Origin of the sequence: Bordetella sp. BOR01 (genome assembly GCF_019218885.1) — a bacterium.
Classification (GTDB): domain Bacteria; phylum Pseudomonadota; class Gammaproteobacteria; order Burkholderiales; family Burkholderiaceae_B; genus Bordetella_A.
The window spans coordinates 526,579-540,711 of record NZ_JAHUWT010000002.1; the positions used below are offsets into that span (position 1 = coordinate 526,579).

Annotated in this window: 14 protein-coding genes; 6 read left to right on the top strand and 8 right to left on the bottom strand. The window is 60.9% G+C overall.

Annotated features, from left to right (window positions below):
• The first annotated feature begins 15 nt into the window (after window positions 1-15).
• Together KW845_RS10270 and KW845_RS10275 are read left to right on the top strand one after the other, a co-directional pair.
• Complete coding sequence (locus KW845_RS10270; protein WP_218369125.1) at window positions 16-1,029, top strand: tripartite tricarboxylate transporter substrate binding protein; 1,014 nt, start codon at window positions 16-18, stop codon at window positions 1,027-1,029.
• The gene (locus KW845_RS10275) at window positions 1,026-1,895 is read left to right on the top strand and encodes a MaoC/PaaZ C-terminal domain-containing protein (RefSeq protein ID WP_218369126.1); all 870 of its coding nucleotides are present in this window, start codon (window positions 1,026-1,028) and stop codon (window positions 1,893-1,895) included. Before KW845_RS10270 ends, KW845_RS10275 begins: the two co-directional genes overlap by 4 nt.
• A gap of 28 nt (window positions 1,896-1,923) precedes the next feature.
• Here KW845_RS10275 and KW845_RS10280 read toward each other — a convergent pair whose 3' ends face one another.
• The 4 genes from KW845_RS10280 to KW845_RS10295 form a co-directional block, all read right to left on the bottom strand.
• Window positions 1,924-2,898 carry a tripartite tricarboxylate transporter substrate binding protein gene (locus KW845_RS10280; protein ID WP_218369127.1) on the bottom strand — a complete coding sequence of 325 codons (975 nt, stop codon included), beginning with the start codon at window positions 2,896-2,898 and terminating at the stop codon, window positions 1,924-1,926.
• Window positions 2,899-2,919: 21 nt separating this feature from the next.
• Window positions 2,920-3,645: an SDR family NAD(P)-dependent oxidoreductase gene (locus KW845_RS10285; protein WP_218369128.1), complete on the bottom strand. Its 726-nt coding sequence runs from the start codon at window positions 3,643-3,645 to the stop codon at window positions 2,920-2,922.
• 15 nt (window positions 3,646-3,660) lie between these two features.
• A complete protein-coding gene (locus KW845_RS10290; protein WP_218369129.1) occupies window positions 3,661-4,677 on the bottom strand; it encodes a tripartite tricarboxylate transporter substrate binding protein in 1,017 nt (338 codons plus the stop codon).
• A gap of 184 nt (window positions 4,678-4,861) precedes the next feature.
• On the bottom strand, window positions 4,862-5,809 hold the full coding sequence (locus tag KW845_RS10295; protein ID WP_218369130.1) for a LysR family transcriptional regulator: 948 nt from the start codon (window positions 5,807-5,809) through the stop codon (window positions 4,862-4,864).
• A 139-nt stretch (window positions 5,810-5,948) separates the two neighbouring features.
• Between KW845_RS10295 and KW845_RS10300 the strand changes: the two genes are divergently transcribed.
• Window positions 5,949-7,127 (top strand): M20 aminoacylase family protein, encoded by a 1,179-nt coding sequence (locus KW845_RS10300; RefSeq protein WP_218369131.1) that lies wholly within the window; start codon window positions 5,949-5,951, stop codon window positions 7,125-7,127.
• Between the two features lie 68 nt (window positions 7,128-7,195).
• On the opposite strand, the gene KW845_RS10305 is transcribed toward KW845_RS10300, so the two are convergent.
• The 4 genes from KW845_RS10305 to KW845_RS10320 all read right to left on the bottom strand — a co-directional run bounded on the left by KW845_RS10305 (window position 7,196) and on the right by KW845_RS10320 (window position 11,451).
• Window positions 7,196-8,158, bottom strand: a complete 963-nt coding sequence (locus tag KW845_RS10305; RefSeq protein ID WP_218369132.1) for a tripartite tricarboxylate transporter substrate binding protein — start codon at window positions 8,156-8,158, stop codon at window positions 7,196-7,198.
• A 98-nt stretch (window positions 8,159-8,256) separates the two neighbouring features.
• Window positions 8,257-8,655, bottom strand: a complete 399-nt coding sequence (locus KW845_RS10310) for a Zn-ribbon domain-containing OB-fold protein (protein WP_218369133.1) — start codon at window positions 8,653-8,655, stop codon at window positions 8,257-8,259.
• Window positions 8,652-9,827 (bottom strand): thiolase domain-containing protein, encoded by a 1,176-nt coding sequence (locus KW845_RS10315; protein ID WP_218369134.1) that lies wholly within the window; start codon window positions 9,825-9,827, stop codon window positions 8,652-8,654. Before KW845_RS10315 ends, KW845_RS10310 begins: the two co-directional genes overlap by 4 nt.
• A 67-nt stretch (window positions 9,828-9,894) precedes the next feature.
• Window positions 9,895-11,451 carry a class I adenylate-forming enzyme family protein gene (locus KW845_RS10320; RefSeq protein ID WP_218369135.1) on the bottom strand — a complete coding sequence of 519 codons (1,557 nt, stop codon included), beginning with the start codon at window positions 11,449-11,451 and terminating at the stop codon, window positions 9,895-9,897.
• 170 nt (window positions 11,452-11,621) lie between these two features.
• On the opposite strand from KW845_RS10320, the gene KW845_RS10325 reads away from it, so the two are divergent.
• The 3 genes from KW845_RS10325 to KW845_RS10335 all read left to right on the top strand — a co-directional run bounded on the left by KW845_RS10325 (window position 11,622) and on the right by KW845_RS10335 (window position 14,111).
• Window positions 11,622-12,647, top strand: a complete 1,026-nt coding sequence (locus KW845_RS10325) for a LacI family DNA-binding transcriptional regulator (protein WP_218369136.1) — start codon at window positions 11,622-11,624, stop codon at window positions 12,645-12,647.
• Between the two features lie 102 nt (window positions 12,648-12,749).
• Window positions 12,750-13,583 carry a DUF2242 domain-containing protein gene (locus KW845_RS10330; RefSeq protein ID WP_218369137.1) on the top strand — a complete coding sequence of 278 codons (834 nt, stop codon included), beginning with the start codon at window positions 12,750-12,752 and terminating at the stop codon, window positions 13,581-13,583.
• Window positions 13,584-13,766: 183 nt separating this feature from the next.
• Entirely contained in the window at window positions 13,767-14,111 is a 345-nt protein-coding gene (locus KW845_RS10335) for a glycine zipper 2TM domain-containing protein (RefSeq protein ID WP_218369138.1), read from the top strand.
• The last annotated feature ends 22 nt before the right edge of the window (window positions 14,112-14,133 follow it).

A 14,133-nucleotide genomic window follows, 5' to 3' on the forward strand; every position in this document is an offset into this window, starting at 1 on the left:
AATCGAGGAGATCAAATGATTCCGATGAACGCTGCGCCTGTAAAGTCGTCTCGCCGCATGGCGATATGGTGCTGCCTGCTTGCCATTGCCGGCTTTACTGTATGTGCCGGTGCCGGTGCCGGTGCCGCGGCGGATTATCCGACCAAGCCAATACGCATGATCGTTCCCTTTCCGCCCGGTGCGACCGATTCCGGGGCTCGGGTGCTGGCTCAGGCGCTTACGACGAGCCTGAAGCAGCCAGTCATCGTGGAGAACCTAGGCGGCGCCAATGGCAGCATCGGCGCCGAAGCCGTGGCCCGTTCGGCGCCGGACGGCTACACGCTGCTGTTTACCTCAATGGGCACGTTAGTCATGAATCCGCATATCTACCGTAACCAGCGGCTGAACGTCGAGCGCGATCTGGTCCCGGTAGCCAAAGTCTTCGATACGCCGCTGGTAGCCGAGGCTAGGCCAGACCGGAACATAAAGTCGTTGGACGATTTGATCGCACGGGCGCGAGATGCACCCGGAAAACTGACATTTGCCTCCGGCGGCTATGGCGCCTCGAGCCACATGGCAGCCGAACTTTTCCAATACAGCACCAAAGTTCGGATGAACCATATCCCGTACAAGGGCAATGGCCCGGCGTTGATGGACGTGCTTGGTGGACAGGTCGACATGATGTTCGATCAGGTCGCCGCCTCCTTGCCACACATCCAGGCCGGCGAGTTGCTGGCGATCGCCGTGACATCTTCGACGAGGCTACCTTCCTTGCCAGATGTGCCGACCGTCGGCGAGCTTGGCCATCCGGAGCTGGAGATGTCATCCTGGGCGTCGGTCACCGCGCCGGCGGGTACACCGCCGGAGATCGTCGATATACTCAGCCGCGCCATTGTGCGGGCGCTAGGCCAACCGGAGGTACGCAAAAGCATGGAAGCCAGCGGCGCGATAGCGGCACCTGGCGATTCACGTCAATTGGCTGTGCTGCTCAAGAGCGAAACTGAACGTTGGGGAAAAGTTATCGAGGCCGCGGGCATCAAGGCAGAATGAACGAGAGTTTTGACGCCGGACGATTACGTAGCTGGGTCATTCCAGACGTCGTACGCGTGTACTCGAAACAGGACACGATGCTTTACGCGTTGGGGATCGGGTTGGGAGCTGATCCGCTGAGCGCCGATGAGCTGCAGTTTGTGTACGAGCGGAATCTGCAGGCGCTGCCATCGTTTCCGACCGCGCTTGCCTACCCGTTTCTCTGGTACGCGCAGCCCGGAATCGGCATCGATCTAGTGAACGTGGTGCATGCCGAGATGGGGTTTCACAATCATGCACCCGTGCCCATTGAGGGCAAAGTGTGCGGTACGACTCGCGTAACGGCGATCCAGGACAAAGGTGCTCGAGTCGGTGCTCTGTTGTGCACACGATGCGAGATAGTCGATACGGCAAGCGGTACGCTGGTTTCGACCTTGCATTCTGCCTCGCTCGCGCGCGCCAACGGCGGTTTTGAGGGCACGGCGCGGCATGCCCCTTTTCAGCCACCTTTTCCCGCGCGTCAACCCGATAAAGTCTGCGACACTGCTACGTTGCCGCAAGCCGCATTGATCTATCGCCTAAGTGGCGATCCGAATCCGCTGCATGTCGAGCCGGCCGTTGCTGCCAAAGCCGGCTTCGCCAGGCCGATTCTGCATGGGCGGTGCACTTTCGGTGTGGCAGCGTGGGCATTGATGCGTTTGTGCGCCGGCTATGACCCGCGGCGGCTGACCCGCATGCATTGCCGATTTTCCAGTCCGGTATTTCCTGGCGAAGTGATCCGCACCGAAGTCTGGCAGGATGGAAGCGAGGTGCGTTTCCGGGCGATTGTGCAGGAACGCGACAATATCGTCGTGCTGTCTCATGGGCGAGCGCAAGTCGTGGACTGACTGCGGGAAACGTCGATGCGGCAGGCGGCTAATCCGATTGCATGTTCGCCCGCTTGACCACAGGTGCCCACTTGAGTCGTTCGCTGTGGATGTAGCTAGCGAATTCTTCAGGCGAATTCGTGAAGAGATCGGCTCCCGCTTCGCTTAACCTCTGCTGAACCTCAGGCAGCTTGGCGATGCGGGCGATTTCGGTGGCCAGCTTGCCGACAATCTCGCGCGGCGTGCCGGCGCGCACGATAAGCCCGATCCAACCCGAGGCTTCATAGCCGGGAAAGCCGGCCTCGGCAACAGTGGGAACGTCCGGCAATGCTGGTGATCGGTTCGGCCCTGTTACCGCAAGCGCGCGCAGCTTTCCGGCGCGTGCCTGCGGGGCCGTGGTGAGTACGCTGTCGATCAGCACCGGGATCTGCCCGCCCAGCGCATCCGCCATGGCGGGTGCCGACCCCTTGTACGGTATGTGCGTCATATCGACACCGGCAAAATGCTTGAACAGCTCGCCGGCCAGGTGAGTGGATTGGCCGTTACCCGACGAACCGTACGAATACTTTCCGGGATTTGCCTTGATGAGGGCCACCAGTTCCTGCAAGTCGTGCGCCGGAACGGAAGGGTGTACCGAGATCACGTTCGACACGCGCGCCATCATCGCCACCGGAACGAAGTCGCGGTCGAAGTCGAAGGGTACCTCGCGCATGATCATCGGATTGATGACGTGCGACAGGATGCCCAGGGTAAGTGTGTATCCATCGGCTGGCGCCTTGAGCAGTTCCAGCGAAGCAATGATGCCGCCGCCACCGGCCTTGTTTTCCACAATGACGGGCTGCCCCCAGGCTTCGGACATTTCCTGGCCGAACACACGTACCAGCACGTCGGTGATGCCGCCGGGGCCGGCCGGCACGATGAAGCGGATGGGCCGGTTCGGGTAGGGGCCCTTCGCAAAAACAGGCATGGTGGCGGTGGCCAGCGCGATGGTTGCCGCCGCAACAAGAAGTTCTCTGCGTTGCATGTTCATCTTCCAAGCCAGACTTCAGAGGGGCATCGCGCCCAAGCTGCTGCCGCCACAGACGTAGAGCGTCTGTCCGGTAACAAAACCGTTGTCGGGGGACAGGAAGAACAACACGGCGCGTGCCAAGTCTTCCGGGGTGCCCAGGCGCTTGACGGCCACCATGTTCGTCAGGTTCTCGCGCGTGGCGCTTCCCGGAGGATTGCTGGCGTCGAATAATTCCGTGGCAATGGGGCCCGGCGCCACCGTATTGACAGTGATGCCATGGCGGCCCAGTTCCAGCGCCCAGGTGCGGGTGTAGCCGATCATGCCGGATTTGGTGGCTGCGTAGACGCTGCGATGCGTACGCCCCAACACTGCGCGCGTGGCGATGTTGACGATGCGCCCGAAGCTGGCCGCCCGCATCGCCGGCAGGAACGCCTGTAGCAGGATCAGCGGCGCTTTCAGGTGCAGGGCTACCACGTGGTCCAGGTCATCCAACGCTGCGTCTTCCGCCAGCGCCAATCGGTTGGTGCCGGCATTATTGACGGTGCGGGTCACGCGGTATTGTTGCGCAAGCTCGGCAGCCGTTGCCCGCAACTCGGCTGAATCCGTCAGGTCGATCTGGACACTGTGCAGCTTCGGATGTGTGAACGCGCAGGTGCTGCGGTCCAGGTTGATGACTGTGCCACCTTCATCCAGAAGCTGGCGGCAAATTGCCAGGCCGATTCCGGCGCTGCCGCCGGTTACAACGACTGCGGGGTCTTTCATGGTGATTTCCTCGGATCAAATGGGCTCGTATCCGACTATGTCGACTAGATCGCGCAAACTCTTGATCTGCTGCTGCCAGAAAGCCTCGTTGTCTTGTGTGCTCATCGGATCGAGAACAATGCGTCCTTCGATCTCCAGTTTTTCGCGGACGTCTTTCTTTTCAAGCGCGAAGCTCACAGCCTGGCGTAATTTTTCAACGACTTGCTGGCTTGTCCCTTTTTTTACAAAGTATCCCGCGCTGATGCTGTAGTCAAAATCCTTGAGCAGCTTGCTGTCGGTAACCTTGGGAATGTCCTTCAAGGGTTCTGGTGCTTTACTGCCCAGCGTCGACAGTATTTTGATTCGCCCCTCGTTCTGCAGGCCGATCATGGAAGTTTGAAACGCCAGCACGGCGAAGTCCACTTGGCCTCCTGCAAGGTCTATCAATGCCGGGGCGGCCCCCCTATAAGGCACATGCTGCACGTTAAGATTCATTTCCTTGGCAAGACGGTCGGTGATCAGGTGATACATGGATCCCATACCGATGCTGGCATATGTAAGAGGTGCCGAGTCTTTCTTTTGAGCCAGGCGAATGAAGTCATCCAGAGTCTTGACACCTAGATCGGATCGGGTCAGCAACACGATGGTGGCGGTGGAAATTGGTTGGATAAGCGCAAAATCTTCCGGCTTGAATGTAATGGCCTTGTTGACCAATGTGGGAAGGATCAGCTCGCTTGGCGATCCAAAGAAAATGGTGTATCCATCCGTCTTCCCATTGAGCAGTCGTTTGGCTGCTATGGTGCCGGACGCGCCGCCTATGTTTTCGACGACTACGTTCTGGCCCAGAGATTCCGCGATTGGTCCGGCGAATATGCGCGCCGATGCGTCGGCTGATCCGCCGGCAGGATATGGAACAACCAGAGAAACAGGGCCCGCATGGGGGTAAGCCGCCACTGTGTTCGCTACTGCCGGCGCATGCAGCGCAAATGCACAGGTGAAGAATGCGAATAACGCTGCGATTGCGCGTGTGGCGTCAGCCAGTTTTCTTTTCATTTTGATGCCTTATGGTGGTCAATAATGATCTTCGCGTATGCGGAGCTTGTCTCAGGGCACTAGGCTATTCGCCAACCGGCATGCGAACAATGACTATCCCGGGCCGAAACGCATGCGAATTTATCAACAGTCCAGACCCGGCGTGCGCCGGCGCAAGAGTGCCGGCCGCGGGTACGCCGATACATCACGATTGCCTTGCGCCCGGGACAGCCTGGCTGTGCATGGACAGGTGCGGCACGCGCGTAGCCAGATACTTCAATAATGAGGTGGCCGCAGCCGAAATATGGCGGCCTGCTCGAGTCACGATCGTTATTCCGCCTTGGTTGAAAATGGGGTTGCTTAGCGGAAGGGCTACGAGGTCCGGCATGTTGAACCACGCCGCGAATGATGTCGGGCATAGCGTGTAGCCAAGATCGGCCTGTGCGAATTGCCAGAGGGCCCGGAAAGAAGACGTGGTGAGCACGTGCTTGAGCTGTACTTGTTCGCTGATTTCGGCCGCGCGCACATACTGTCTCAGTCCAAAGTTCTCGTGCAGTGCTGCACCTTTGTATGGAGAAAGGTCTTTGAGCCTCAGTGGGCGGTCGATTTCCGCCAGCGGATGGGATTTTCGGACAATAACTTGTATGGGCGAGCACGACATACTGAAATGATGTCGTAGGCGGACATCGTTGAATCCGTGGTAGAGCATGGCAATATCTACCTTGTCTTCCACGATGTTGCTGACATTCTGATCAACGCTCGCAACCGCCAGGTCCAGTGTTATGTGCGGATGGTCTCGCATGTAATCGGTGATGATAGGGTGGAAGAAGATATGCAACATGCCTTCTCCCAGGCCCACGCCTATGTGCCCGCGCGTGGCATCCCTCGATTGCCTCAAGTCATTGTGAAAGTCTTCAAGAATTTCGAGCTGACGACGTGCGTAGCGCGCGAGCATGTTGCCCGCTTCTGATGGAACTACGCCGCGCCCTTTGCGTTCGAGCAAGCGTAGGCCGGTCTCGCGTTCCAGCTGGGCAATGGCGCGGCTGATCGAGGAGGGATCGACGTCCAGGGTTTCTGCTGCGCCTCGCAAAGAACCAGAAACCGTCACCTGAAGAAAATACTGGAGGCGCTGTGCATTGAACATTTTTTGCATGAAAACTCCGTTCTTGTCAGCACGGGCTATCGTTGCTGAATTTGCAACGATATTGCTTGGCATTGTCATTGTTGCAGTCGGGAGGCGATAGGAGAATTGGCATGCCGTAATCGAAGAATCTTGGTGGAAAGGTGAATGCATGCCCGTCTCAGACGTTATTTCTTCTTCCCTGCTTCAAAGAATGGTTGCGTGGCGCCGGGACCTGCACGCCCATCCAGAGACCGCTTTTGAAGAGCATCGAACATCGGACGCTGTGGCAGCCGCGCTTGCCGCCATGGGGATGGAAGTTAGCCGGGGCCTGGCCCAGACCGGGGTGGTTGGCACGCTATGCAATGGCGAAGGGCCGCGTTTGGGTTTTCGGGCAGACATGGATGCTTTGAACATGGAAGAGAGGGGCGATGTCTTACACGCGTCGTCTTATCCCGGCAAGATGCACGCTTGTGGCCATGATGGGCATACCGCCATGCTGCTGGGCGCAGCTCATTACCTTAGTGAAAACAAGCATTTCCAAGGCACCTTGCATTTCATATTTCAACCTGCGGAAGAAAATGAAGGCGGTGGTAAGCAGATGGTGGAGCAGGGTCTATTCGAGCAGTTTCCCTGCGATGCGGTGTTCGGGTTGCATAACACTCCCCAAATGCCGTTTGGTTTCTTCGGCATACGTGAAGGTGCGATGTTTTCCGCATCTGATTTCTTTGAAATCAGAGTTGTGGGAAAAGGCGCCCACGCGGCGCTTCCACACACGGGTGCAGATGCCATCGTAACCGCGTCGCAAGTGGTGGGCTGTTTGCAGAACGTGGTAAGCCGGAATGTGGATCCATTGGAAACCCTCACAATAAGTGTTACCCAGTTCATCTCAGGGGATACCTGGAATGTTCTGCCGCACGATGCCTTGCTTCGCGGAACATGCCGGTCATTTACGCCCCAGGTGCGCAAGATGGCGCGAGCACGTATTGAGACGATTTGCCGTGGAATTGCGCTGAGCAGCGGCACCCGTATCGAACTTGAATACCGCGAGGGGTATCCCGTCGCTGTTAACGCCCCTGCGCCTACGCAGCGGGCAATTCGCGCGGCCAGGGAATTGGCAGGGAATACCAATGTGGACGCGAATTGCCGGCCCCGCATGGGATCGGAGGATTTCAGTTTCATGCAACAGGCCTGCCCGGGCGCGTACATCATGCTTGGTACGGCACGTGGCGATAATGACCCGCCCTTGCATAATCCTTATTATGATTTCAATGATGACGCTTTGCCAATTGGCGCCGCTTATTGGATTGCATTGGCCATGCAAACCCGGCAAAGTAGCGGCCCCTGGTAAGGCCGCACCAGCGTGCCGGCGAAGCGCCAAGCGCTTTTTTCCAATCGCCGGCGCGGTAGTCGATGGCATCACTGCACCGTCGCGCCCGAAGCCTTTACCACTTCCGCCCAGCGCTTGATTTCCTGGTGTACGTACGCATCGAAGGCGGCCGGATCGGTTACCTGTGCCTGCGCTCCCATCTTGTCCAGCCACTGTTGCACGTCATTCTGCGCAAATACGCGCACCATCTCGACGTGCAGTTTGTCGATCACTTCGCGGGGCAGGCCGGCAGGCCCCATGAGGCCGAACCACGACTTCACGTCAAAGCCTGGCACCGTCTCGGCGATGGCTGGAATGTCGGGGAAGGCGGGGTTGCGCTGGGCGCTGGTTACGCCCAGCGCGCGCAGTTTGCCGGCCCTGATGTTCGGTGCCGCCGAAGGCAGGTTGTCGAACATCAGGTCTACGTGGCCACCCAGCAGATCGGTGACCGCGGGCGCCGAGCCCTTGTACGGGACATGCTGGTACTTGGCGCCAGTGGCCATGCGGAAGGTTTCGGCCGACAAGTGTTGCGACGTACCGTTGCCCGACGAGGCGAATGTCAGGTCGTCGTGGGTTTGCGAATAGCGGATGAACTCCGTCACGCTGTGTACCGGTACCTTGGGATTCACCACCAGTACGTTCGGAATCGAGACGACTCCGGCGATAAAAGTGAAATCGCCCACCGTGTCATAGGGCAGGTTCTTGACCAGGCTGGCGTTGATGGTGTGGTTGATCGCGCCCATCAGCAGCGTGTATCCGTCGGCCGGTGCGCGTGCTACCACCTGGGTGCCTATCACGCCGCCTCCGCCCGGCCGGTTTTCCACCACCATCGGGTGTGGCCATGACTGGCTCAGGTGCTGTGCGATCAGCCGGGCGACAAGATCCGTTGCGCCGCCGGCCGCGGCCGGCACGATCAGGCGTACAGGCCGGGTGGGATATTCATTTTGTTGCGCCCCCGCAGGCGTGGCGAGCGAACTCAGCAAGGCGGCGGCCAGAAACAAACGTCGGTTCATGATGTCTCCTGTCATTATGGTTTGCGCTTGCTGGCCGCAGCCATGACTGCGGCCGGTGAGCGTTCTGCTGCTTGGATACCTTGGCGATGGCGCGGGATTCACATGGGTTCGAACACCGGCGCATGGCGCCCTTCGCTTGTTTGGCGAAACGCCACGCGCAGCGGCATGCCTATGCGCAAGTCCCCGGTATTGGCGCCCACGATGTTGGTCAATGCCAATGGCCCTTCATCGAGCCGGACATAGGCCAGCACGTAGGAAGGTTCCCGTGCCTTGTGGATGATCGAGAAAGTGTGCAGCGTGGCGGCGCCGGAGGCTGGCTGCCAATGCAACTGGCCGGACCCGCAATGCGGGCAGAATGCGCGGGGATGCCAGTGCGTCTGGCCGCACTCCTGGCAGTACGGCAACAGCAAGGTGCCGCGAGCGGCTGCCTGCCAGAACGGCGCAAGTTCCGGAAAGGCCGCGACGTAAGGATCCTGGGAGATTTCGGTCGATGTCATTGCACGCGCTCCAGCAGCACAGTTGCGTGGGCATGGCCGGCGCCCATCACCAGGCCAGGCCCCGTAGCCAGTGCGATGTCGCAGGCGGGTACCTGCACTGCGGGGTGTGCCTCGCCGCGCAATTGCCGCACGGCTTCGATCACCTTGGTGATTCCGCCACGGTTCTGCGGGTGGTTGTTGCACATCCCGCCGCCGTCGGTGTTCCAGGGCAGGCGCCCAGTGCCCGAGATCAGGTTGCCGTCCGCCACGAACCTGCCGCCATCGCCTTTCGCGCAAAAGCCCAGGTCTTCCAGCTGCATGGCCACCATGATGGTGAAGTTGTCGTAGACAGATGCGTATTTCACGTCGGCCGGTGTAAGCCCGGCCATCTCGAAGGCGCGCGGACCGGTGACGGCCGCCCCGGTTTGCAGCAGGTCCAGCCGGCCGGCTTCGTGGGTGCGGATGGTTTCGGCGTAGCCTCTGACGCCGATCCTGGGGCGCGATAATGAAGCGGCGATCTCCGGAGACACCAGGACCAGCGCGCCGCCACCGTCGGTGATTACGCAGCAGTCCATCCGGCGCAACGGGTCTGCCACCAGTGGTGAGCTCAGCACATCTTCGGTGGTGTAGACCTTGCGCAGCAGGGCATGGGGGTTGTGCTGGGCGTGATGCGACGCCGCGACCTTGACCCACGCCAACTGCTCCATGGTCGTGCCGTATTCGTGCATATGGCGGCGCGCCAGCAGGCCGTACATGCCAGCCACTGTCCATGCGTAGGGCTGCTCGAAGGCGGCGGCCGGCCGTTCGGGCGGGATCTGCCGGATCTCGGTGCCGGTGGCCTGGCCGCTGCTGCGCGGCTTGCCGGCCAGAGTGATCAGTGCAACCGAGCATTTACCTTGCGCGATCGCGTCCGCCGCGTGGCCGACATGCGCGATATAGGAACAACCACCCGATTCGGTGCCGTCCACGTGGCGTAGCTTGCGCAAGTTCAGATAGTCGGCCATCAGCGCGGGAATGCCGCCTGGGGCATCCGCCGCGCAGAAATAGCCATCCACATCTTCCAATGAAAGGCCGGCGTCGCTCAGGGCACCGCGCGCGCATTCGGCGTGCAACTGCGCCGTAGACTTGTCCGGCGCATGGCGGGTAGGGTGTTCGAATGCCCCTGCCACGAAGGCGGGATGGTGAAATGCCATGTCGTTATCCAGTCGATGAAAGCCCCGGGGATTGCGGGGTGGGTGCCAGCAGGCAGGTCGCCTGCGCCTAGATCCGCCGGGCGTGTCCGCTCCAGTAGCGCTCTCGGATCTCGCGCTTGAGTACCTTGCCGACAGAGCTGCGTGGCAACTGTTCCCACACTTCGATCGTCTTGGGGGTTTTCATGCTGCCCAGCCGCTCGCGGCAATAGGCCATGGCCTGCTCCGCGTCCCACGGCACGCCTGCCTTGAGCTCTACCACCGCCTTGACGGCTTCGCCCCAGTGGTCGTCCGGCACGCCCACTACCGCACAATCGCTTACCGCCGGATAAGCCCACAGCACCTGCTCGATCTCGCTGGGCGAAATATTGAATCCGCCCGAGACAATCAGGTCTTTCATGCGGTCGACGATATACAGATAGCCGTCGGCGTCCTGGTACCCGACGTCGCCCGTGTGCAGCCATCCGTGCTGGAATGTCTCGGCGGTCTTGGCGGGGTCCTGGTAGTACCCTTTGACCACCAGGTCGCCCTGGACCACGATCTCGCCGCGTTCTCCTGCCGGCAGCAGCTGCCCTTGCGGGTCCATGATGCCCATGCGCACGAACGGCGAAGGGCGGCCGCAGCTTGCCAGCCTGTGCAGCAAGGCAGGGTCGTCCAGAATGCGGGCGTGTTCAGCGGCGGTCAGGGCGGTGCACATGAATGGCGCTTCGGCCTGTCCGTAGGCCTGGACCATCACGGGGCCGAATATGTCCAGCGCTTCGCGCAGTTTGTCGACTGACATCGGAGCGGCTGAATACAGGAAATACCGCAGCGACGAATAGTTTCCCTGGCGCACGTCCGGATGCGCCAGTAGTTTGTAGATCGCAGTCGGCGGCAGGAATACCTGCGTCACCTTGTAGTGGCCGATGGCTTCGATGATCGCGGCGGGATCCGCCGAGGGCAGGATCACATTGCATCCCCCATAGCCGCAAGCGGCGAAGGTGGCCGATCCTGCGGCATGCGAAAGCGGCGCCACGACCAGGTGCACGGGCCGCTCGAGCACCGGCATGGCGGCGTACCAGTTCGCCAGCAGTGCCAGGTAGTTGCGATGCGTGACCAGCACTCCCTTGGGCAGGCCCGTGGTGCCACCGGTACCGCGGATGGCCACTACGTCGTCAATCTGTGCGCCGCTACGGATCGGTTCGGGGGACTGGCCGGCCATCCAGTCTTCCAGGGACGGGGCCTGCGGCAGTGCGCCGTCGATGCAGACGATGCCCTTGAGATTGGGCAGGGCTTTGAGCAGGCCTGGCAGTTGCGAGGCGAATTGGGTGTGGATGAACAGGAAGTCGCAGCCGCCGCGCGCCAGGATATTGGCATTTTCCTCTTCGGCATTGCGCGCGTTGACGGGCAGCCAGATATAGCCGGAGCGGACAGTGCCCAGCACAGTGGCAAAGGTGAGCAAGTGGTTGGCCGACAGCATGCCAACCTTGCTGTCGCTGCCCAGGCCCGCTGCGCGCAGGCCGTTGGCAATGCGATACGACATTTCCTGTACCTGGCCGTAGCTTAGTGTTCGCCCGCCTGGCTCGATGAAGCAGGGTGCGGCCAGGCCGTAGCCGGCGCCCCGATCGAAGGTATCGATCAATTGCATGGTTGTCTCCGGAGCGCGAATCAGATGCCGCACGGGCGAACCGGACGCCCGTCTTGAGCCGCTGCTCCTTTGGGCGGCTACGACAATAAGGAAACGTTTCCCTATTTATGATGCTACGCTTGAAGCAAGATACCAGGCAATAATGTGGAACGTTTTCATCCAGGAAAACCATGACAAAAAGAATTTCCGTGCGCGAGGTCGCGCATGAAGCCGGCGTTTCCATCAGCAGTGTTTCGCGCGTGCTCAACGACTCGGGCTATGCCAGCCCCGATGTCCGCATTCGTGTGCAGCAGGCCGTCGCCAGGCTGGGTTATGAGCCGGACTACGCCGCACGCCACCTGCGCACCGGCCACAGCCGGACGATCGGTTGCCTGTTGCCCAGCATTGCGAATCCCTTCGTCGCCATCCTCCTGAGCGAGGTCGAACGGCTGGCGCAGGCCGCAGGCTATTCCCTGCTGGTAGGCAGTTCGGAGCATCGGTCGCGCGACAAGGAGCTGGTGGCGTTCTTCGAGAACCGGCGCCTGGAAGGCATCATCGCCTTGCCTGCGCACGAGTACGATCCTGTGGCGGCCTCGCCTTTCGCGACCACCAAGCTGCCCACGGTGATCCTGGACCGCGACATGGGCCCCGATTTCGACGCCGTGCTGATAGACCACGAAGCCGGCATGCGCCAGGTCATGGAATACCTGCTGAGCCTGGGCCATCGGCGGATCGCCCTGTTTGCCATCGGCAGCCAGTTGCGCCCGGGCAGGGCGAAGCTGCGAAGCTATCGCGCTGCGCTGGAATCGGCTGGGTTGCCCTTCGATGACAGCTTGGTGTACTTGACCGACTCGTCGCTCGAGTCAGCGCGCCAGCCCATGCAGCGCATGCTGCAGTTGGACACGCCGCCTACCGCAATCATCGCTGTGGGCACGCAGTTGCTGTCCGGGGCTGTGCATGTGGTGCGCGAAGCGGGAATGGACATCCCCCGCGATATGTCGGTGGTGGCGATTGGCACGATGCAGACACTAGAACTGATGTACCCCCCCGTTACCGCGCTGCGCTATAACTTCCAGGACAGTGCCCGGGCCGTCGTGCAACTGATACTGGAACGCATCGAGAGAACCGTGCCGCCGCAGGCGCGCACCGTGATCATTCCTTCCGACCTGATTCTGGGCAGTTCCTGCGGTCCGGCTCCAGGGAACCGAGCAGGGTAGAGCCTGAGGCTGGGTCGCAGCAGAGCGGCAAACCGCAGTAACAAACATAGCAACCTATATACGCTTGGATTCAGGCCCGAGCCCGGCGATCGGAAATAATGGATGATTATCGATTGCAAGGGGGTGCGCCCCATGCGTTTTACGCATACCCGATCCCTACCCACCCAGTATTCTTTGCCCGCAACACGCGCCGGCCTGTTGGCCTCGGTCGTGCTGCTGGCCGCCTGCACGGTCACGCCGACCATAGACGAGCGTGATTCCTTCACACAGGGGAACACGTATTCCCGCAGTTTCTCGGGTTCCAGCCAGGCGGCCTGTGAGGCCGGGCGGCGTTCGCTGCTGGGCCAGGGGTACATTATCGACAAGGCCGAACCTAATCGGGTCAGCGGACACAAGAACTACCAGGACCAGCAAAACGACAACCAGCATGCGCAGATCATCTTCAACGTGGACTGCACCCCCCGGGGCAATGGCGACGCCATTGTCTACGTCAGCGCACTGCGTGAGCTGTATACGATGAAGAAGTCCAGCAACTCGGCCAGCGTGGGCCTGAGCGTGCTGGGCGCGGTATCCATGCCGGTGGGGGCCAGCGACGATTCGCTGGTCAAGACGTCCAGCGAAACGATATCGCGCGGTGCGTTCTACGATGGGTTCTTCGAACAACTGAAACAGAACCTGTCGTCGGCAAAAGCCGCAATCAACTCGGGCACGACGCCGGCGCAGAATCCGCAGGCACAGAAGCCGCAGACGGCTACCCCCCCGGAAAAGCCGGCGGCCCCGGCGCCAACTGCCGGCAGCCCGGCTGGCTCGGGCCAACCCGCCCAACCTCGCCCAACCAGCCAACCAGCGCAGCCGTCACCGCCAAGTTCCCTCCCCGCGCCCGCCGGCGACAACGCAACGCAAGCACCCCCCGCCGCGCCCACCACGCCGCCCTGATTGCTGATTCATCGTATATCGGGCAAGAAAGCGACTGAAACAGCTTATACGTACCGTATCCCTGTCTGCGAGACTGAAACATAGCTGAACTGCTAACTTGTTTTCCAGGCGAGTGATTTCCTATTCCCACTCGAACCTATGTCGGGCTGCATCGCAGGGATAGCCCGCTACAGGAGAACAACGATGACGATCAACAAACGACTGATTCAAGCTGTCTTTGCCGGTGTGCTGGCTTTGGGTATCAGCACGACGGCACTGGCCGACAAACAGGGACGCAACACCGTGATCGGTGCCGGGCTTGGCGGTGTGGCCGGTGCGCTGCTGTCAGATGGCGACCCCTGGCTGACCCTGGGTGGCGCGGCTGCCGGCGGGGTGTTGGGGCACGTCATCACCGATGACGACGACCGTGGTGGACGCCGCCATTGGGACCGCGACCGCGGCCGCGACCGCGACTACAAGCGGGCAAGCTACCGGGGCCACGACAAGCATCGAGGCGGCAAGCACCGCCACAAGCATCACCGCCATTAACCCTTGAGTAAGCGCGGGCCTG

Coding starts and splice junctions, on each gene's coding strand:
- KW845_RS10290 (WP_218369129.1), bottom strand. CDS start 4,677: ATGAAAAGAAAACTGGCTGACGCCACACGCGCAATCGCAGCGTTATTC.
- KW845_RS10325 (WP_218369136.1), top strand. CDS start 11,622: ATGACAAAAAGAATTTCCGTGCGCGAGGTCGCGCATGAAGCCGGCGTT.
- KW845_RS10275 (WP_218369126.1), top strand. CDS start 1,026: ATGAACGAGAGTTTTGACGCCGGACGATTACGTAGCTGGGTCATTCCA.
- KW845_RS10300 (WP_218369131.1), top strand. CDS start 5,949: ATGCCCGTCTCAGACGTTATTTCTTCTTCCCTGCTTCAAAGAATGGTT.
- KW845_RS10270 (WP_218369125.1), top strand. CDS start 16: ATGATTCCGATGAACGCTGCGCCTGTAAAGTCGTCTCGCCGCATGGCG.
- KW845_RS10305 (WP_218369132.1), bottom strand. CDS start 8,158: ATGAACCGACGTTTGTTTCTGGCCGCCGCCTTGCTGAGTTCGCTCGCC.
- KW845_RS10330 (WP_218369137.1), top strand. CDS start 12,750: ATGATTATCGATTGCAAGGGGGTGCGCCCCATGCGTTTTACGCATACC.
- KW845_RS10295 (WP_218369130.1), bottom strand. CDS start 5,809: ATGCAAAAAATGTTCAATGCACAGCGCCTCCAGTATTTTCTTCAGGTG.
- KW845_RS10315 (WP_218369134.1), bottom strand. CDS start 9,827: ATGGCATTTCACCATCCCGCCTTCGTGGCAGGGGCATTCGAACACCCT.
- KW845_RS10280 (WP_218369127.1), bottom strand. CDS start 2,898: ATGCAACGCAGAGAACTTCTTGTTGCGGCGGCAACCATCGCGCTGGCC.
- KW845_RS10320 (WP_218369135.1), bottom strand. CDS start 11,451: ATGCAATTGATCGATACCTTCGATCGGGGCGCCGGCTACGGCCTGGCC.
- KW845_RS10335 (WP_218369138.1), top strand. CDS start 13,767: ATGACGATCAACAAACGACTGATTCAAGCTGTCTTTGCCGGTGTGCTG.
- KW845_RS10310 (WP_218369133.1), bottom strand. CDS start 8,655: ATGACATCGACCGAAATCTCCCAGGATCCTTACGTCGCGGCCTTTCCG.
- KW845_RS10285 (WP_218369128.1), bottom strand. CDS start 3,645: ATGAAAGACCCCGCAGTCGTTGTAACCGGCGGCAGCGCCGGAATCGGC.